The 18255-nt window shown below is 62.1% G+C and carries 17 protein-coding genes; 12 read left to right on the forward strand and 5 right to left on the reverse strand.

All coding sequences use genetic code 11. The features are described from left to right. A complete protein-coding gene (locus tag ACYP01_RS03395) occupies positions 1-819 on the forward strand; it encodes an ABC transporter permease (protein ID WP_003939758.1) in 819 nt (272 codons plus the stop codon). Further along, positions 816-1811: a glycine betaine ABC transporter substrate-binding protein gene (locus tag ACYP01_RS03400; RefSeq protein ID WP_003939988.1), complete on the forward strand. Its 996-nt coding sequence runs from the start codon at positions 816-818 to the stop codon at positions 1809-1811. Before ACYP01_RS03395 ends, ACYP01_RS03400 begins: the two co-directional genes overlap by 4 nt. A 27-nt stretch (positions 1812-1838) precedes the next feature. Here ACYP01_RS03400 and ACYP01_RS03405 read toward each other — a convergent pair whose 3' ends face one another. The 5 genes from ACYP01_RS03405 to ACYP01_RS03425 all read right to left on the reverse strand — a co-directional run bounded on the left by ACYP01_RS03405 (position 1839) and on the right by ACYP01_RS03425 (position 7864). Continuing rightward, the gene (locus tag ACYP01_RS03405; protein ID WP_459678658.1) at positions 1839-2615 is read right to left on the reverse strand and encodes a trans-aconitate 2-methyltransferase; all 777 of its coding nucleotides are present in this window, start codon (positions 2613-2615) and stop codon (positions 1839-1841) included. A 75-nt stretch (positions 2616-2690) separates the two neighbouring features. Further along, complete coding sequence (locus ACYP01_RS03410) at positions 2691-3728, reverse strand: phosphatidylinositol-specific phospholipase C domain-containing protein (RefSeq protein ID WP_459678659.1); 1038 nt, start codon at positions 3726-3728, stop codon at positions 2691-2693. Positions 3729-3795: 67 nt separating this feature from the next. Continuing rightward, entirely contained in the window at positions 3796-5490 is a 1695-nt protein-coding gene (locus ACYP01_RS03415; protein WP_459678660.1) for a class I adenylate-forming enzyme family protein, read from the reverse strand. A gap of 42 nt (positions 5491-5532) precedes the next feature. Beyond that, complete coding sequence (locus ACYP01_RS03420) at positions 5533-6414, reverse strand: acyl-CoA thioesterase (RefSeq protein ID WP_459678661.1); 882 nt, start codon at positions 6412-6414, stop codon at positions 5533-5535. Between the two features lie 10 nt (positions 6415-6424). Continuing rightward, entirely contained in the window at positions 6425-7864 is a 1440-nt protein-coding gene (locus ACYP01_RS03425; protein ID WP_459678662.1) for an MFS transporter, read from the reverse strand. 221 nt (positions 7865-8085) lie between these two features. Between ACYP01_RS03425 and ACYP01_RS03430 the strand changes: the two genes are divergently transcribed. From ACYP01_RS03430 to ACYP01_RS03475, 10 genes are all read left to right on the forward strand, one after another. Further along, entirely contained in the window at positions 8086-9252 is a 1167-nt protein-coding gene (locus ACYP01_RS03430; protein ID WP_378531829.1) for a thiolase family protein, read from the forward strand. A gap of 35 nt (positions 9253-9287) precedes the next feature. Continuing rightward, the gene (locus tag ACYP01_RS03435) at positions 9288-10820 is read left to right on the forward strand and encodes an acyl-CoA synthetase (protein ID WP_459678663.1); all 1533 of its coding nucleotides are present in this window, start codon (positions 9288-9290) and stop codon (positions 10818-10820) included. A 162-nt stretch (positions 10821-10982) separates the two neighbouring features. Continuing rightward, the gene (locus ACYP01_RS03440) at positions 10983-11435 is read left to right on the forward strand and encodes a MaoC family dehydratase N-terminal domain-containing protein (RefSeq protein ID WP_003940513.1); all 453 of its coding nucleotides are present in this window, start codon (positions 10983-10985) and stop codon (positions 11433-11435) included. A 37-nt stretch (positions 11436-11472) separates the two neighbouring features. Beyond that, positions 11473-12276, forward strand: coding sequence for an SDR family NAD(P)-dependent oxidoreductase (locus ACYP01_RS03445; protein ID WP_003939967.1), 804 nt, complete (start codon positions 11473-11475; stop codon positions 12274-12276). 30 nt (positions 12277-12306) lie between these two features. Beyond that, positions 12307-13434, forward strand: a complete 1128-nt coding sequence (locus tag ACYP01_RS03450) for a CaiB/BaiF CoA transferase family protein (protein WP_099697573.1) — start codon at positions 12307-12309, stop codon at positions 13432-13434. Positions 13435-13453: 19 nt separating this feature from the next. Continuing rightward, a complete protein-coding gene (locus tag ACYP01_RS03455) occupies positions 13454-14257 on the forward strand; it encodes an SDR family NAD(P)-dependent oxidoreductase (RefSeq protein WP_003940160.1) in 804 nt (267 codons plus the stop codon). A gap of 30 nt (positions 14258-14287) precedes the next feature. Further along, the gene (locus ACYP01_RS03460; RefSeq protein WP_065455237.1) at positions 14288-15475 is read left to right on the forward strand and encodes a lipid-transfer protein; all 1188 of its coding nucleotides are present in this window, start codon (positions 14288-14290) and stop codon (positions 15473-15475) included. A gap of 1 nt (position 15476) precedes the next feature. Further along, positions 15477-15857, forward strand: a complete 381-nt coding sequence (locus ACYP01_RS03465; protein WP_459678664.1) for a MaoC/PaaZ C-terminal domain-containing protein — start codon at positions 15477-15479, stop codon at positions 15855-15857. Between the two features lie 24 nt (positions 15858-15881). Beyond that, a complete protein-coding gene (locus ACYP01_RS03470; protein ID WP_054825171.1) occupies positions 15882-17039 on the forward strand; it encodes an acyl-CoA dehydrogenase family protein in 1158 nt (385 codons plus the stop codon). Between the two features lie 49 nt (positions 17040-17088). After that, a complete protein-coding gene (locus ACYP01_RS03475) occupies positions 17089-18255 on the forward strand; it encodes a thiolase family protein (protein ID WP_459678666.1) in 1167 nt (388 codons plus the stop codon).

Genomic DNA, 18255 nt, shown 5'->3' on the forward strand with positions numbered 1-18255 from the left:
ATGACTGCCACGACAGAGGAGCGCGTCTCCGCGCCTGAGATGGAACCGGACGCCCCCGATCTGGGTGCGGCCGAGAACGCCGCCACGCGCCGTGCGGAACGGATGCGACTGTATGTGCAGCCGGTCATCGTCCTGATCCTGGTTGCGGGCGTGTTGATCTGGGCATTCAGCCGAGATCTCAACGCGACGCAGAAGGCGAGCATCAACCTCGACAACATCGTCACTCTGACCTGGCAGCACGTACTGATCACCGCCGCCGTGGTCATCATCGTCGTCGCCATCGCGGTTCCACTCGGAACCCTGCTGACCAGGCCGAAATTCACCCGCCTGGCACCGTTCTTCGTGGGAATAGCCAATATCGGAGCCGCAGCGCCTGCCATCGGCCTGCTCGTGCTGTTCTATCTCGCGACAAGAACGACCGGCTTCTGGATCGGCGTGTTTCCCATTGCGTTCTATTCGTTGCTTCCGGTGCTGCGCAACACCATCCTCGGCTACCAGCAAGTGGACAAGACCTTGATCGATGCGGGGCGCGGGCAGGGAATGTCTTCGCTCACGGTCCTACGTCAACTCGAGTTCCCGATGGCCGTCCCGTACATCCTTGCAGGACTGCGCACTTCGCTCGTTCTGGCCGTCGGTACCGCGACGCTGTGCTTCCTGGTCAGTGCCGGCGGACTCGGCATTCTGATCGACACCGGATACAAGCTCCGCGACAACGTCACCCTCGTGGTCGGTGCCGTACTGGCGGTGTCGCTGGCCTTGCTGATCGACTGGCTCGGCGCGCTCGCCGAAACTTATCTCGGGCCCAAGGGATTGCGATGACCAAGACTTCGATCACCAGAACGTGGGGCTGGAAACTCGCGGTTGCCACGATCGGCCTCACACTTGTCGCTTCGTGTGGTCTCGAGTCCGGTGGCGCACTGCCCCTGGCCGTCGGCCCCGGCAGCATCGAGCCGGTTCCGGAGCTCGAGGGTGTGAAGATGACCGTCGGCTCGAAGGACTTCACCGAGCAGATCGTGCTCGGGTACGTCATCGAATTCGCGATGGCCGCTGCGGGCGCGGATGTTCGAGACCTCACGAACATCCAGGGCTCGAACAGCACCCGTGACGCACAGTTGAACGGCCAGATCGATCTTGCGTACGAATACACCGGAACCGGCTGGATCAACTACCTCGGCAACGAGACACCGCTTCCCGATTCGCAGGCGCAGTTCGAGGCCGTCCGCGATGCGGACCTTGCTGCGAACGACATGGTGTGGACCGATCCGGCGCCGATGAACAATACGTATGCATTGGCGATGAGCAAGGAGACCGCTGAGAAGACCGGTGTCAAGACCGTTTCCGACTACGCGAAGTTGGTCGAATCCGATCCCGGAGCTGCGGTGACATGCGTCGAGACCGAGTTCAACGTCCGCCAGGACGGATATCCCGGCCTGGCAGCGAAATACGGTTTCGACGCCTCTCGTGCCCAACGCCAGATCCTGCAGACCGGCATCATCTACCAGGCGACAGCCGATGGCGATCAGTGCAAGTTCGGCGAGGTGTTCACCACCGACGGTCGCATCATCGCACTCGATCTCGTTCTGCTCGACGACGATCTCCAGTTCTTCCCGAAATACAATCCGGCACTGGTGATGAAAAAGGACTTCGCGGAAGCACATCCGCAGGTAGCAGAAGTCATGGCACCGATCTCGGAGCGACTGACCAACGAGGTGATGACCGAGCTCAACCGGCAGGTCGACGTCGACGGCAAGGAGCCGGCGGACGTGGCCCGCGACTGGCTGGTCTCGGAAGGCTTTGTCACGGCGCAGTGATCGGCTGACCGCAACCCAGCCGAGTAGTTACCGTTTGCGTCCGACGCAGAACACCCGCCGGAACGGAAAGAGCGTTCCGGCGGCTGTTGCGGGGTAGGCCTCCCTCAGCAGATCGGAATACTGACGCTCGAACTCCGGAGCGTCAGCTTCGCCGAGAACGTCGAGCACGGGTCGTAACCCCGTCCCCCGTACCCATCCGAGCACCGGGTCGGCACCTGCCAGCACGTGTACGTACGTCGTCTCCCAGGCGTCGACGTCGAATCCGTGTTCTTGGAGACGCTGCGCGTACTGAACTGGACTGTCGACGCCTTCCGGGCCGCGTAGGACGCCACCCAGTCGCTCACTCCATTCCGCTGATTCCGCGAGATCTCGCATGAGCGCATGGGACGGAGCATCGAAGTTACCCGGCACCTGCCACGCCAGCCACGATCCGGATTCCAGGGTGTCCGCCCACTGGTCGATCAGCTCGCGATGGCTCGGAACCCACTGCAATGCAGCGTTACTGACGACCACGTCGCAACCGGTGGCGTCGAAGGACATGATGTCCCCCAACTCGACGGTGACGTTTCCCGGTAGGTCTGTCGGGGCCTGCGCAACCATTTCGGGAGACGAGTCGAATCCGGAAACCGAGGCATCCGGCCATCTTTCCCCGAGCATCGCGGTCAGGGTCCCTGATCCGCAGCCGAGGTCGGCTACCCGCGTCGGGTCTTCGGTGGCCACCCGTGACACCAGGTCCACGAACGGGCGTGACCGCTCACCCGAATAGCGGCCGTAGACTTCGGGATTCCACGTGACAGTGCGCATGAACCCATCCTGCACCCTGTTCCTGAGAATTGCCGCCCGTCAGATCTCGCTCTTCACCATCCGGCCATTCGAAAATCACCGACGCGGCACCACGGTGGACAGTACGTTCGGCAACCTCGACCAGTCCGCGGTGATGTAACTTGCGTGCTGCCCGGCCAACAGGTCGAGACGCTCGCTCGCCTCGGTTTCGGTGGCATGGGTTCCGTCGATCTGCGGAGCGACCTTGTGCGCGTCGGTCATGACGAGCAGGTAGCCGCGCTCGTGGTACCAACTCGGATCCACGGCTCCGGCGGTGTAGTCGAGAGCGTCACCGTCGAAAATCACGAACCACGGACGGATCCCCGGGTCGGTATAGCGGTCGAGACGTGGGTCTCCCGGTGATGCACGGTGAACAGCGGGAAAGGCGGCGCCGAGTTCGACGAGCCCGGCGGAGGACAGATCTCGCAGGTGCGTCGCATACTGCCGGTCCGTCCATTCCGTATCGAGAGGGTTTCCCTCCTCGATCGTTCCCGGTATCAGCTCGAACAGAAATTTCCCGGTCATTTCGGAGGTGCTCGGCCATCCACGCTCGGTGACGGCGGCATCCGGGGTGGAGTAGGACTCCCCCATCAAATCGGCCGGCGTGAAAACCGCGTCTCCGAGAGTCCCGAGAATCAGGGCGTCGAGATCCGCGGGCCCACGTCCGTACCCGGCAGTGAACCCGTCCTTGATTTCCAACTTGATCATCACCGGCGGATGCTCGGGATTGGCCTCGTGCCACGCCCGCATATCTGCCAGGCATCCACGGAATCCCTGATCTCGTAGACCGCTTCGCAACCCGGATGCGTCCTGAGCGCCGACGCAGTTGCTGTCGCTCACCACCGGATTCATGTGCGACACACGCCAGTCCGGACCGCCCCCGTTGGTCCACAGGTCCAGCTCGAGCAACGACGCCCCGGAATCCAAAGCGTCGGCGAAGTACGGAAACGTCGCCTTCTCGTAGGAATTGTGGACCCCGACTGACGTGGTCTCGGAAAACGAGCGCACTTGGTTCGTAGTCGTTTCGGCGCCGGCAGAGGGCGCCGAGACGACCGCCACGAACGCACTCATACCGGCTACCAGGATTGCTCGCATGTTCGACACTCTCGCAGAAATCACCCCACGGCAGGATGGAATCGTCAGAGTTAACTGGACGATCGTCCTAGATTGCGTCGGCGGCGAGACTTTTCCGCAGCTCGTTCTTCTGTATCTTTCCCGTTGCGGTGACGGGTAGCCGCTCGACGAACCTGATCGAACGCACCTTCTGATACGGGGCCACCTTCGCAGCCACGTAGTCCGTCAACTCCCGTTCGAGCAATTGCGGGTCCGACGCAGACTTGGACGCAAAGTCGTGGTTCAACTGAACGAAGGCAGTCACACGTTCACCAACCACTGGCGCCTTCTCACCGACGACGGCCGCCTGCGCAACAGCAGGGTGCGAACACAGAATCTCTTCGAGCGGCTGCGGATAGACGTTGTAGCCCTTGTAGATGATCATGTCCTTCGACCGCCCCACCAGGAAAAGGTGCCCCGCCTCGTCCAGTCGCCCCATGTCGCCGGTCGCGAGCCAACCACCGCGGAACTGAACCGCAGTCAGTTCCGGCTGATTCTGGTACCCGTCGGTGATCTGCGGCCCGCGAGCCCAGACCTCACCGACCTCGCCGGGCCCGAGGACCGCCGAATTCTCGTCTCGGATCTCGAGTTCGGTGTCGAATATCGCGACGCCGACGCTGTCCGGCGGCGTCGCGACAAGACTGTTCAAAGGCGCACCGGTCAGGCCCATCGTCGCTTCGCTCAACCCGTATCCCTCTGTGACCCAAGCGTTGCCGAAAATCGATTGCAGGCTCCGCAGCGAGGTCGTGTCGAACGGGGCTGCACCGGAATTGATCGCACGCACGGAGGACAAATCGTGCGCTCCGATCTTGCTGCTCGCCAACAACGCGTAGTACATCGCGGGCGAGCCGGTGATGTGCGTGACGCCGAGGCGCTCGATGTCCGCCAACATCCGGTCCGGATCGAAGCGCCCGGTGAAGACAACGGTCGAACCGAGCAGTGTGCTGACGTTCTGTCCGACCAAGCCCAGACCGTGAAAGAGTGGTGCCACTGCGATGTTGACGCCTTCGCCCGGGACCAGCGCATGCGGACCGCGATCCGCGGCCGACTGCATTCGAAGCCCACCGAGTTCGTCGAGTTCGGTGAGTAGCCCGGATCGCCAGGACGCCATCTGGATCACATTCGAAACGAGGTTACGATTCAGTACGCGAACAGCTTTGGAGCGTCCGGTCGTACCACCGGTCAGCTGCAGATGAGCGACGAGTTCCGGATCCACGCGGTACGACGCCAACGGTTGCGCTTGCAGTAAATCGTCGAATGCAAGGACTCGCTCCGGCAGAGCCGTTTCAGTCGCCGGCGCTGAGGGTGTCGTGGATACACACACCACTTCATCGACACACTGTGTATCCGCCGCCAGAACGATGCCGACGGATTCGGGATGCGAGATGACCATCCGCGCCTTCACATCATCCAACTGATCGTGGAGACCGGCGGGCGGGAGAGTCGGATTGACCGGCGCCACAGCAGCACCCGCGCACAGCACCCCGTAGTACACCACGACATACCACAGGTTGTTCTGCATATGGAGCGCCACGACGTCTCCCGGTTGTACTCCCAGTGCACGCAATCCCCCGGCCGCTCGTCGTGCTTGGTCGTGTAACTCGGCGAAGGTGAGTGCAAGATCGCCGTCTTGCAGCGCAATTCGGTCAGGGTAGGCGCGAGCAGCTCCTGCCAGAACTGCGTCGATCCCCACCGTCGGATAGTCGAGGCATCGAGGCATATCGGTCGGCCAGGCGAGCGTCATGAGTAGAACCTCCAGCTGTTCGGTATGGATGGAATGAATCTTCTAGTCGATCCGGCGGACCAGCGACTCTTGAACGACAGTGGCTATCAAATCTCCTTGCCTACTCCAGAAGTGCCCACTCGACAGCCCCCGACCGTCACAGGACGATGGGCTGCTCTGAGAGAAGAGCATCCAGTCGTCAGCACGGAAGGGTCGATGGAACCACACAGCGTGATCGAGGGAAGTCACGATCGCCCTGGATTGACCCTTGAGCATCGAGCGATGCGGTTGGATGTCCAATGACGCTGTCGACGCCAATGTCATGTCGGAGCCGTACGTGAGGGCGCAGACGTGAAGCAACGGATTGTCGGGCAAGGCCTGAGCGGGTTTGAGCCACACCGTCTGCTCTGAAAGTCCCTGTACTGCACGGTGGTCCGATATCCGATCCTGCGGAACGAAGCGCAGGGACATCACTCGCACTGTTGTCGCGGCGTGGTACTCCTCAGGCCGCTCTTGCGCCCAGTGCTCGTACGGATCCGGAAGTTCCTCGGGTGGCAGCACTTCGGGCATCTCCAACTGCCGATCCGCGCCGCCTTCGGGCAGTTTGAAGGAGGCCGACAACGTGAAGATCGGTTCGCCATCTTGTCTCGCAGTGACTCGACGGGAGCGATACGATCGCCCGTCTCGGAGTCGCTCCACCTCGTAGACGATCGGTTTGGTGGGATCGCCCGCGCTGAGGAAATAACCGTGCAGCGAGTGCGCAAGATTCTCTGCTGGAACGGTACTGCCCGCGGCGGTCAGCGCCTGAGCTGCCACCTGCCCGCCGAACGCCCTCCTCGGATGCCCGGCATGGCAGTAGCCGCGAAACTCGTTGCTGCTCAATTCTTCCAAAGTGAGTAGGCTCTCGAAGTCAGGCGATACATGATGATCGAGTACGAAGGTCATCGCGATCGGCCTATCGGGCAGCAACAACGGGAGCGTTGGGGCGCACCAAGTTCTTGTCACGGGCAGGATCGATGATGACGATGCCGACAACGGCCACGACGAGCGCAACCCCACCGAGGATCTGGAAGGCGGTTGCGTAGCCGTCGCCACCGTCGCCGGCCGCGTCGACGATGCGTCCCATCATGTACGGCGCGATGAAACCACCGAATGCCATGAGCGACAAGAACACCCCGAGTACCCCGGAAATTTGCTTCGGCGGGCACAATTCGCTCACACAGGCATTGAGAAGCGGTAGTACCGGAGTGCATATCGCGTAGCCCAAGGACACCATGAACACAGCCGTGACAGGCGTACTGACGAACGGCAGGAAGACCAACATCGTACCGCCGATCAGCATGCCGACCGCAGGAAAGACCACCCGAGCAGCCCGCATGCTGACGCCTTTGGTGATGAGCCTGTCGCTGAGCCACGTGCTGCTCAACATGATCGCAAGGCCGATGAGGCTGGGGATGGAGAACATCGATCCAGCCTGGAGGCGCGAATAACCGAGGCCCAGTTCGAAGTACGACGGCAACCAGGTGAGGACTACCGCTGCCAGTGCATAGGCGGCTGCAATGAGCAGAACACCGCCGATGAAGGTGCGGGTGCGGAAGATGTGCAACCAAGGCACAGCCGGCTCAGCGTCAGTCACGGGCGCCGATGCCGTTTCGCGATCCGAGCCGTCAGGGCTCGAGTCGGCATCATCGGCCTTACCCGAGTTGCCAGTTCGTCCGTACGGACCCTCCTTCCACACCGCCAGCCACAGCGCAGCCCACAAGACCCCCGCGATCGCCAATGCGACCAGCGCAGAGCGCCAGCCCCAGGTGACCGCGACGTACGCGAGAATGGGCGCGATCGCAATCTTCGCGATCGATGCCGAGCAAGTCAGAACTGCTCCTGGCAGCCCGCGCCGCGCCGGCGCATGCCAGGAGTACGCGGCGGAGAACAGCAGGGGCGAGTTCGGCCCTTCGGCGAAGCCGAGAATCATCCGACTCACCAGCAGGGTCACGAAGCTGGCCGAGAGAATGAGGGGCAACATCGCCACGGACCACAGGACCACCAGCAGGACGAGCGCCCAGCGCAGTCCGAGCCACTTGTCGAGGGCGCCCGAGAACAAGCCACCGAGCGAGAGCATCAGAAAAAAGGCACTACCGGTCAGACCGATGTCGGAAGCGGAGAGTCCCAACTCCTTGGCCAAGGGCTGAGCGATGATGCCGAGAACTGCTTTGTCGGCAAAGTTGATGACGTACATGGCGACCAGCACGCTGGTCATCCCCCAGGCCACTGTCCTGGATTCGCCTGCTTCTCCGAACTTGGCCCGAGGCCGGTTCACCTGCTGTTCGAGTACCACTAAATCTCCTTGAACTGGTAAGGGAAGATTCGCCACGGCTTCGCCATCGACGCCCGACATGACCGAGACGGTGATGGGCATCACATCGTGAACTGAGCAGAATTCAACCACTAAAACAGCTTCCCAGCAAGCAATTCGGCAGATAATGTGAATTTGTCATAACTTGACGGAACACCAAGTATCGAATCTGGTCGCTGTCGATTCCATAGTTAGCGCATATTCACTTACTCCCATCGCACACGAAGACACCGACCTCAAAGTCACTAACGAAGGAGCACGCCATGAACGACGCTGTCATCGTCGACGCAGTTCGCACACCGATCGGAAAGCGGAACGGAGGGCTGTCCGGGGTCCACCCGGTCGACCTGTCCGCGCATGTCCTTCGCGCCCTGAGCGAACGCAACGATCTCGACCCGAGCACAGTCGATGACGTCTTGTGGGGCTGCGTCAGCCAGGTCGGTGAGCAAGCCGGCGGCGTCGGCCGATACGCCGTGCTCGCCGCGGGCTGGCCAGAATCGGTCACCGGTGTGACCGTGGACCGGGCATGCGGATCCTCGCAGCAGTCCTTGCATTTCGCCGCGGCCGGAATCATCAGTGGCCACTACGACATCGCCGTCGCCGGTGGCGTCGAAAGCATGAGCCGCGTCCCCATCGGCTCCGCACGCAGCGCCACCCAATTCGGCAAGCCGTTCGGCCCGCTGGTCCGCCGGCGATACAACGGAGTGGAGTTCAACCAGGGTGTGGGCGCAGAAATGATCGCCGAGAACTTCGGGCTGACCCGAACCCAACTGGATCAGCATGCACTCGACTCTCACGAGCGAGCCGCCGCGGCCATCGACTCGGGCGCCTTCGAGAATCAGATCAGCCCGGTCAAGACGACGTCCGAGGACGGCACCGTGTCCGTCGTCGACACCGACGAGGGCGTCCGGCGCGGGTCGACTCTCGAGCGATTGGGCGCGCTCCCCACCCCGTTCAAGGACGACGGACGTATCACCGCTGCAAACTCGTCACAGATCTCCGACGGCGCCGCTGCGCTGCTGGTCACCAGTAGCGCATTGGCGGCACGCAGAGGGTGGAAGCCGATCGCCCGAGTCCACACCGTGGCGTTGGCAGGCGTCGACCCGATTACCATGGCTACCGGCCCCATTCCGGCCACCGCCAAGGCGCTCGAGCGTTCGGGACTGTCACTGTCCGACATCGGGGCATTCGAGATCAACGAGGCATTCGCATCGGTCACTCTGGCTTGGCTGCAATCGACCGGAGCCGACTACACCAAGCTCAATCCCCTCGGCGGAGCGATGGCACTTGGCCATCCCCTCGGCGGTTCCGGCGCACGCTTGACGACGACTCTCGTACACCACATGCGCGACAACGGTATTCGGTACGGATTGCAGGCGATGTGCGAGGCTGGCGGTCAGGCCAATGCCATGATCCTGGAACTGATCTGAATCAGGCCACGCGCCCGGACCCTTGGAGGAAGCACATGCAACTGACTCAATTCGTTCACCGATCATTGCGGCAGGCCCCGGAAACCCCGATGACGGTGTTCGGCGATCGAGTCCGAAGCTGCCGGGAATCGGTCGAGCGAATCGCGAAGCTGGCGGGTGGAATGCAGGCGATGGGTTTGCAACCCGGCGATCGCGTCGCGATTCTGGCATTGAATTCGGACTGGTACCACGAGGCGCTGATCGCCTGTTGGTGGTCGGGAGCAGTGGCCAGTCCCGTCAATACTCGTTGGAGCCCAGCGGAAATCACGTACGCGCTCGAGGATTCCGGCTCGACCTTCCTACTGGTAGACGACAACTTCGCTTCCATCGCGATCGCACTTCGCGAATCGTGCCCAAGTCTGGCAACCGTGATCTACTGCGGCGAAGGACAGGTTCCCGAAGGAATGCTCGACTACGAACTGGTGATCTCGGAATCGACTCCCGTTGCCGATCTACGCGTCGGTGGCGAGACCTTGGCGCTTCTTCTCTACACCGGCGGCACGACGGGCGTGCCGAAGGGTGTGATGGTCAGCCATCAATCTCTGATCACTTCGGCTTTGGGCACGCTCGCCGCGGGAAATGTCGCCGTCAGCGGCGGAGTGAACCTCGCGGTCAACCCTCTGTTCCACATCGCGGGGATAGTCGGATGGTTGGCGCAGTCGTTGATGGGCGGGACTCAGGTCTTCCTGTCGAGATTCAGTCCGGGCGTATTTCTCGAAGCAGTCGACCGCCATCGGCCGACGACTGTCGGCCTGGTCCCGACGATGCTTCAGATGTTGATCTCGCACGAGGACACGACTTCCTACGATCTGACCAGTGTTCGGGTCCTGAGATACGGTGCATCCCCCATTTCTCCGACGCTCCTGGGTCAAGTCATGCACATGTTCCCCAACAGCGCCTTCGCGCAGGGCTACGGGATGACGGAAACCGCCCACATCAGTGTTCTCAGCCCCGCCGACCACCTGGAAGGCGGCGAGTTGCTCCGAAGCGCCGGTCGCATTCTCCCGCACTGCGAAGTCCGGATCGTCGATCCGGCCGGAACGGAACTGCCTCCGGGAGAGATTGGCGAAATCGTCACGTTCGGCAGTCACATCATGCTCGGATACTGGAACAAACCGACCGAGACCGCCGAGGTACTACGCGACGGATGGATGCACACGGGCGATGCGGGATACCTCGACGAGCGTGGTTACCTGTTCATCGTCGATCGCATCAAGGACATGATCGTCACCGGCGGCGAGAACGTCTACTCCACCGAGGTCGAAAACGCCTTGGCTCGACACGAATCCGTGGCAGCATGCTCTGTCATCGGACTACCCGATTCCCGGTGGGGCGAACGCGTGCATGCCGTAGTAGTTCTTCGAGCGGAATCGACCGTCGACGCCGACGCACTGCGCGCGCATGTGAAGACCCTCATCGCCGGGTACAAAGTTCCTCGCACCTTCCAGTTCGTCGACGCGTTGCCGGTCAACGGTGCCGGCAAGGTACTCAAACGCGATCTGCGTGCATCGGCCGCAGTGCCGGAGTAGCCAATCTCCGAGCCGGGCGCGGAACCGACCATCACTTGCAGGGAGTTTTCAAATTCCTTGACAACTGCACCTATCTCGGTCAAAGTGAATATGCGCTAACCGCGATTCGAAACTCATTCATCAGCTGGCGGACACTTTCGCCCAGATTCCGAGGAGTTTGTCATGACCAGCCTCGACGCCGGAGTCATCGGCACCCGCATTCCCGAACACTCGGTGGAGGTCGAGCGCGGACGGCTCGCCTTCTTCGCGCGCGCCACCGGTCAGGACGACCCGATCTACACCGACCGGAACGCCGCCGAGCAGGCCGGACACCGCGACATTCCCGTCCCGCCGACGTTCTTGTTCTGCCTCGACATGGAGCGGCCGAATCCGTCCACGTTCTACGCAGATCTCGGAATCGACATACGGACGATCCTGCACGGCGAGCAGGAGTTCACCTATCTCCAGACCGCTTATGCAGGCGACACCCTCCATTTCTCCACTGCGGTCACGGATTGCTACGCGAAAAAGGGTGGTGCACTGCAGTTCCTGGTTCGCACCACCGAGGTGACACGTGAGGGAGAAGCGATAGCAACCCTCCGCTCCACCACGGTCATCCGTGATCCCCGAGCTTGAAAACACTCATTCAACCTAGACTGCAAGGACATTGAACATGGGCACTCTCGACGGCAAGGTCGCCATCGTCTCCGGTTCCGGCCGCGGAATCGGCCGCGACATCGCACTCCGCCTTGCTTCCGAAGGCGCATCCGTAGTGGTCAACGACCTCGATCCCGAACCAGCCCACGAAACGGTCGAAGACATCAAGGCCGCCGGCGGACACGCAATCGCTTGCGTCGGATCCGTGACGGACGACGATTTCGCAGAACGTTTTGTCGGCACCGCGATCGATGCGTTCGACGGACTCGACATCATCGTCAACAACGCCGGATACACCTGGGACACCGTCATCCAGAAGATGACCGACGAGCAGTGGGACACCATTCTCGACGTCCATTTGAAGGCGCCTTTCCGCATCCTTCGAGCCGCCCAGCCGTACATCAAGGCCAACCCCACCGACTACCACCGCAAGGTCGTCAACATCTCCTCGGTGGCCGGTCTCTACGGAAACCCCGGACAGTCCAACTACGCAGCTGCAAAGGCCGGAATCGTCGGACTGACAAAGACTCTCGCCAAAGAGTGGGGTCGCTACAAGGTCAACGTCAACGCGGTTGCCTACGGGTTCATCCTGACTCGCATGACCGAAGCGGTTGCCGGCGACGATTCGTTTGTCGAAATCGGTGGCCGCAAGATCAAGGCCGGTGTCAGCGCCGCTGTCATGGAACGAGTCAAGACGTCCAACCCGCTCGGACGCCCAGGTACTCCCACAGAAGCTGCCGGCGCTGTGTACGTGCTCTGCACGCAGGACACCGACTACGTCAGCGGACAGTGCCTGACCGTCGATGCCGGCTCGCGCTAGTCTCCCTACCAGCGAAAGATGCCTATTTCCATGACGACTGACGCCAGTCCAAGCGGTCCGCTCGCGGGCCTTCGCATCGTCGAACTCGGCGGTATCGGTCCCGGCCCGTTCTGCGGAATGCTACTTGCCGATCAAGGCGCCGACGTGATCCGGATCGACCGTAGCACCGAGGCCGGAAACCAGTCCGGACATCCTGTGCTGCATCGCAACCGGCGTTCGGTAGCCCTCGATCTCAAGGATCCGCACGACGTCGACACCGTCTTGAAGATCATCGACACCGCCGACGCGGTCATCGAGGGCTTCCGGCCGGGAGTCACCGAGCGTCTGGGGCTCGGCCCGGACACCTGCCTGGCCAGGAACCCGAAGCTCGTGTACGGCCGGATGACCGGGTGGGGCCAGGATGGGCCGCTGGCGCATGAACCAGGCCACGATCTCAACTACATCGCTCTTACCGGCGCACTCGGGGCCATGGGAGCCCCCGGGGATGTCCCTCCGGTTCCGCTCAATCTGGTCGGAGACATGGGCGGTGGCGGAATGCTGCTGGCACTCGGTATCACGACCGCCATGCTGCGAGCACGAATCGACGGCCGCGGACAAGTGGTCGACGCGGCGATGACCGACGGCACCGCCCTCCAGTTGGCCTTGATCCACGGGCTACTCGCGCGTGATCGCTGGGTTGACGAGCGGGCATCGAACATGTTCGACGGCGGCGCTCCCTTCTACCGGAACTATCGTTGCGCCGACGGCGGATTCATGGCTGTGGGTTGCGTGGAGCCACAGTTCTACGCCGCAACCATGAGAGTGCTCGGTCTGACCGAGGATCCACTGTTCGCACAACAGCACAACAGAGATGCGTGGCCGGCAATGGCTGACCGACTCGCCGAATTGTTCGCGACCCGTACCCGCGACGAATGGGACTCTGCATTCGACATGCAGGGTGCCTGCGTCTCCCCGGTGTTGAATTTCAACGAAGCAGCGGCACACCCGCACAACGCCTTCCGTGCCACGTTCGGCAAGTTCGGCGACGGGCACATCCAACCGAATCCAGCTCCTCGCTACTCCGATACACCGGCCGATGACCCGCGTCCCGCACCCGTCATCGGTCAACACACCGACGAAGTGCTCGCCGAAATCGGCGTAGTCACCGCCACACGCTGAAACCGAAAAGGATCGCATCATGGGAACACTCGACGGCAAGGTTGCCATCGTCTCGGGCTCGGGCCGCGGCATCGGCCGCGAAATCGCTCTCAAGCTCGCCTCCGAAGGCGCCTCGGTAGTGGTCAACGACCTCGATCCCGAGCCCGCCGCTCAGACTGAACATGACATCAAGGCCGCAGGCGGACAGGCCGTCTCGTGCATCGGCTCCGTTGCCGAGGACGGATTTGCAGAACGCTTCGTGGACACTGCTGTCGAATCGTTCGGTGGACTCGACGTCATCGTCAACAACGCCGGTTACACCTGGGACAGTGTGATCCAGAAGATGACCGACGAGCAGTGGGACACCATCCTCGACGTCAACCTCAAGGCACCGTTCCGGATCCTGCGTGCCGCTCAGCCGTTCGTCAAAGCCAATCCCACCGGCTACCACCGCAAGGTCGTCAACGTTTCGTCCACCTCGGGTGTCTTCGGCAATGCAGGACAATCCAATTACGGCAGTGCAAAAGCCGCCGTCGTCGGTCTCACCAAAACGCTGGCCAAGGAGTGGGGCCGTTACAAGGTCAACGTCAACGCTGTCGCCTTCGGCTTCGTCGTCACCCGAATGACCGAGGTGACTGCCGATTCCGACACCAAGATCACGATCGACGGCCGCGACATCCGTGTCGGAGTCAATCCCGACCGCATGGCAGCCATGGCAACCACCATCCCCTTCGGCCGTGGAGCAACTCCGGTTGAAGCCGCAGGCGCCGTTTACCTGCTCTGCACACCGGAGTCCGACTACGTCAACAGCCAGTGCCTGGTTGTCGACGGCGGACGAGTCTGACACCGCTCCCCTCGATCATTCGGAGAAACTATGAGCCGCAGAGCATTTGTAGCCGGGGTCGGCATGATCCCGTTCACCAAACCAGGTAAGAGTGACGACTACGACGTCATGGGCGCAAGAGCGGCCACAGCGGCGTTGAAGGATGCGGGCCTCGAGTACTCGAAGGTTCAGCAGGCCTATGTCGGGTATGTGTACGGCGATTCCACGAGCGGCCAGCGAGCGCTGTACAACCTCGGCGAGACCGGCATCCCGGTGATCAATGTCAACAACAACTGCGCCACCGGTTCGACTGCACTCTGGCTGGCCCGTCAGGCAGTCGAAAGTGGCGCAGTGGAATGTGCTCTGGCGCTTGGCTTCGAGCAGATGCAGCCCGGAGCCCTCAAAGGCGCCTGGACTGATCGCCCGCGTCCGCTCGGCCGCTTCGACGAGGTCCTCGAGGCTGCCGCCGGGATCGACACATCAGTTCCGCGGGCTGCGCAGTACTTCGGTGTGGCGGGTATTGAATACATGGAGAAGTTCGGCATGAGGGCCGAAACCTTCGCCAAGGTCCAGGTCAAGGCACGCAAGCACTCGGCCGACAACCCGTACTCGGTGTTCCGCACACAACTCACCGAAGAAGAAGTGATGGCAGCGCCGACACTCTTCGGCCCGGTCACTCGATACCAGGCGTGCCCACCCACATGTGGCGCCGCAGCAGCGATCATTTGCTCCGAAGAGTTCGCCCGCGCCAACGGACTTCGCACAGACGTCGCGATCAAGGCGCAGTCGATGACGTCCGATCTACCCAGCACTTTCAACGAAGGAAGCATGATCAAGGCCGTCGGCTACGACGTCACCGCTTCGGCGGCTCACAACGTCTACGAGGCCTCGGGCGTCGACCCCCGCGATATCAAGGTCGTCGAGCTTCACGACTGCTTCACGGTGAACGAGGTGCTCTGCTACGAGGCTCTCGGACTCGTGGAAGAGGGCGGCGCAGAGCAGTTCATCCTCAGCGGCGACAACACCTACGGCGGACGAGTGGTGGTCAACCCGTCCGGCGGCCTTCTGTCCAAGGGCCACCCACTCGGTGCCACCGGTCTCGCCCAATGCACGGAGTTGGTATGGCAGCTTCGCGGCGACGCCGGTCCACGTCAGGTGGACGGTGCAACCCTCGCTCTGCAGCACAACCTCGGCCTCGGCGGTGCCGGAGTCGTCACCCTCTACGAAAAGGTGAGCTGAGATGGATACCGGAGACGCCCTGGACCTGACGGTCCCGAAGATCACTCGCACCACACTGGCTCTGTACGCCGGGGCTTCGGGTGACCACAATCCCGTCCATATCGACATGGATGCCTGTGCGGCAGTTGGTATTCCCGACGTCTTCGCCCACGGCATGTTGTCCATGGCGTACCTCGGACGACTTCTCACCGATAACTACGAGCAGGAGCGCATCCGTTCCTTCTCTGTCCGGTTTTCCGCGATCACCCCGGTGAACTCGACGCCGCAGTGCACCGGCACGGTCGTCAAGGTCGAAGACGGCCTCGGTCACCTCGATCTCACCATGACGCTGCCCGACGGCACCGTGACACTGCGCGGTTCCGCAGTCGTCGCGGTCAACTAACCCTCCACGAGAAAGCAGAACGAGATGAAGCGCAACCTCTTCACCCAAGAGCACGAGGACTTCCGCGAAACGATCCGCACGTTCATCGCCAAGGAGGTCACTCCGTTCTACGCAGACTGGGAACGTGACAACCGCGTCCCACGAGAGTTGTTCAACAAGCTCGGCGATCTCGGTGTCATGGGTTTCGACATCCCCGAGGAGTACGGCGGAACCGGCACGATCAGCTACAAGTTCCAAGCGGTGATGGACGAGGAAACCTCGCGCGCGGCGGTGAGCTTCGGCCACTACACGGTCAGTACAGGCATCGTCCTGCCGTACCTCTTGCGTCTGGCGAACGAAGAACAGAAGCAGCGCTGGCTCCCGTCGATCGCCACCGGCGAGAAGACGCTGTGCATCGCCATGACCGAACCCGGCACCGGTTCCGATCTGGCCGGCATCCGTACCACTGCCAAGCTCTCCGAAGACGGCACGCACTACGTGCTGAACGGGGCGAAGACATTCATCACGGGAGCGGTCAATTCCGAACTGTGCGTGGTGGTTGCACGCACGTCCGCGCCTGCAGAGGACGACCGCCGCTTCGGCCTGAGCTTGATGGTGGTTCCCACCGACGCACCCGGCTTCGAATACGGTCGCAAACTCGAGAAACTCGGCCTGCGCGCCAGTGACACCAGCGAGCTTTCATTCACCGACGTCAAGGTTCCGGTTGCCGATCTCCTCGGCGAGCAGGACAAGGGGTTCTCGTACCTGGGGCAGAACCTGCCGCGTGAGCGCCTCTCGATCGGCAGTCGTGGCGTGGCATCTGCCCGTGCTGCAATCGAATTCGCGAAGGCATACGTCCAGGAACGCCAGGTGTTCGGCAAGCCCGTCGCAGCGTTCCAGAACACCAAGTTCGTTCTCGCCGAGTGCTCTGCCGAGGTCGAGGCCGCGCAAGCACTCGCCGATCGCGGCATCGAACTCGACGATTCAGGCGAACTCACTGCCGCCGACGCGGCGCGCATCAAGCTGTTCGGTACCGAGGTCGCCGCGCGCGTGATCGACAAGTGCCTGCAATTGCACGGCGGCTACGGCTACATGCTCGAGTACCCGATCGCACGCCTGTACGCGGACACTCGTGTGAGCCGCATCTACGGCGGTACAAGCGAAGTCATGAAGACGATCATCGCCAAGGACATGGGTCTGTAGAGACCAGAGCCAGATCTTCCCAGTCACACGAACGATCGAAGGAGTTCCCATGCGTGACGCAGTCATCGTCGACGCCGTCCGGACCGCAGTCGGTAAACGAAACGGTGCACTTTCCCGAATGCATGCAGTCTCACTGTCTGCACATGTTCTCGAGGCCTTGGCCGATCGAGTAGATCTCGATCCGGCGCTCGTGGACGACGTGATCTGGGGCTGCGTCGGCACGCTCGGGATGCAGTCCGGTTGCATCGCCCGGTCTTCGGTCCTGGCGGCCGGTTGGCCCGAACATGTGCCCGGGGTTACCGTCGATCGCCAGTGCGGGTCGTCTCAGCAGGCAGTTCACCAGGCGGCTGCCGGCGTGATCTCCGGCCAGTACGACGTCGCGATCGCGGGCGGCGTCGAGATGATGAGCGCTGTACCGATGGGCTCCGCGCGTGCGGACGCACGTTTCGGTGAGCCGCACGGGCCGCTTGTCTGGGAGCGCTACAACGGTATCCGATTCAACCAGGGCGTGGGCGCCCAGATGATTGCCGAAAAGTACGGCATCTCGCGAGCCGAACTGGATCAGCATGCGCTGGATTCGCACGAGCGCGCCGCCGCCGCCGTCGACGAAGGTCGCTTCAAGGATCAGATCACTGCTGTGACGGTGACCGACGCCGACGGCCGCAGCAGTGTCTTCGAGAAGGACGAGGGTGTGCGCCGCGGTGGCACCCTCGAAAAACTCGGATCGCTCAAACCTGCTTTTTCCGAGGATGGTTCGATTACCGCTGGTAATTCGTCGCAGATCTCCGACGGTTCCGGCGCGCTGCTCGTGACCTCCAGCGAGTTCGCGAGGTCTCAGGGTTGGACACCCATCGCGCGTATTCACACCGCGGTGGTCACCGGTACGGATCCGGTCACCATGCTCGAGGGTCCGATTCCGGCTACGGCGAAAGCTCTTGCAAAGTCCGGTCTCTCGATCGGTGACATCGGCGCATTCGAGATCAACGAGGCTTTTGCCTCGGTGTCGCTCGCGTGGCTCCGTGAGACCGGCGCCGATTACGAACGCATGAACCCAAACGGTGGCGCGATGGCACTGGGTCATCCGATCGGCGGTTCCGGCGCACGTCTGATGACCACTCTGGTACATCACATGCGAGAGAACGGCATCCGCTACGGATTGCAGTCCATGTGCGAAGGCGGCGGAATGGCCAATGCCACGATTCTCGAGCTGATCTGA

Source organism: Rhodococcus sp. no. 34, from assembly GCF_054589475.1.

Excerpts from the sequence above, each read along its gene's own strand:
- ACYP01_RS03400 (WP_003939988.1), top strand. The coding sequence starts at position 816 with ATGACCAAGACTTCGATCACCAGAACGTGGGGCTGGAAACTCGCGGTT.
- ACYP01_RS03415 (WP_459678660.1), bottom strand. The coding sequence starts at position 5,490 with ATGACGCTCGCCTGGCCGACCGATATGCCTCGATGCCTCGACTATCCG.
- ACYP01_RS03405 (WP_459678658.1), bottom strand. The coding sequence starts at position 2,615 with ATGCGCACTGTCACGTGGAATCCCGAAGTCTACGGCCGCTATTCGGGT.
- ACYP01_RS03395 (WP_003939758.1), top strand. The coding sequence starts at position 1 with ATGACTGCCACGACAGAGGAGCGCGTCTCCGCGCCTGAGATGGAACCG.
- ACYP01_RS03450 (WP_099697573.1), top strand. The coding sequence starts at position 12,307 with ATGACGACTGACGCCAGTCCAAGCGGTCCGCTCGCGGGCCTTCGCATC.
- ACYP01_RS03425 (WP_459678662.1), bottom strand. The coding sequence starts at position 7,864 with ATGTCGGGCGTCGATGGCGAAGCCGTGGCGAATCTTCCCTTACCAGTT.
- ACYP01_RS03435 (WP_459678663.1), top strand. The coding sequence starts at position 9,288 with ATGCAACTGACTCAATTCGTTCACCGATCATTGCGGCAGGCCCCGGAA.
- ACYP01_RS03465 (WP_459678664.1), top strand. The coding sequence starts at position 15,477 with ATGGATACCGGAGACGCCCTGGACCTGACGGTCCCGAAGATCACTCGC.
- ACYP01_RS03470 (WP_054825171.1), top strand. The coding sequence starts at position 15,882 with ATGAAGCGCAACCTCTTCACCCAAGAGCACGAGGACTTCCGCGAAACG.
- ACYP01_RS03410 (WP_459678659.1), bottom strand. The coding sequence starts at position 3,728 with ATGCGAGCAATCCTGGTAGCCGGTATGAGTGCGTTCGTGGCGGTCGTC.
- ACYP01_RS03455 (WP_003940160.1), top strand. The coding sequence starts at position 13,454 with ATGGGAACACTCGACGGCAAGGTTGCCATCGTCTCGGGCTCGGGCCGC.
- ACYP01_RS03475 (WP_459678666.1), top strand. The coding sequence starts at position 17,089 with ATGCGTGACGCAGTCATCGTCGACGCCGTCCGGACCGCAGTCGGTAAA.
- ACYP01_RS03460 (WP_065455237.1), top strand. The coding sequence starts at position 14,288 with ATGAGCCGCAGAGCATTTGTAGCCGGGGTCGGCATGATCCCGTTCACC.
- ACYP01_RS03445 (WP_003939967.1), top strand. The coding sequence starts at position 11,473 with ATGGGCACTCTCGACGGCAAGGTCGCCATCGTCTCCGGTTCCGGCCGC.
- ACYP01_RS03430 (WP_378531829.1), top strand. The coding sequence starts at position 8,086 with ATGAACGACGCTGTCATCGTCGACGCAGTTCGCACACCGATCGGAAAG.
- ACYP01_RS03420 (WP_459678661.1), bottom strand. The coding sequence starts at position 6,414 with ATGACCTTCGTACTCGATCATCATGTATCGCCTGACTTCGAGAGCCTA.
- ACYP01_RS03440 (WP_003940513.1), top strand. The coding sequence starts at position 10,983 with ATGACCAGCCTCGACGCCGGAGTCATCGGCACCCGCATTCCCGAACAC.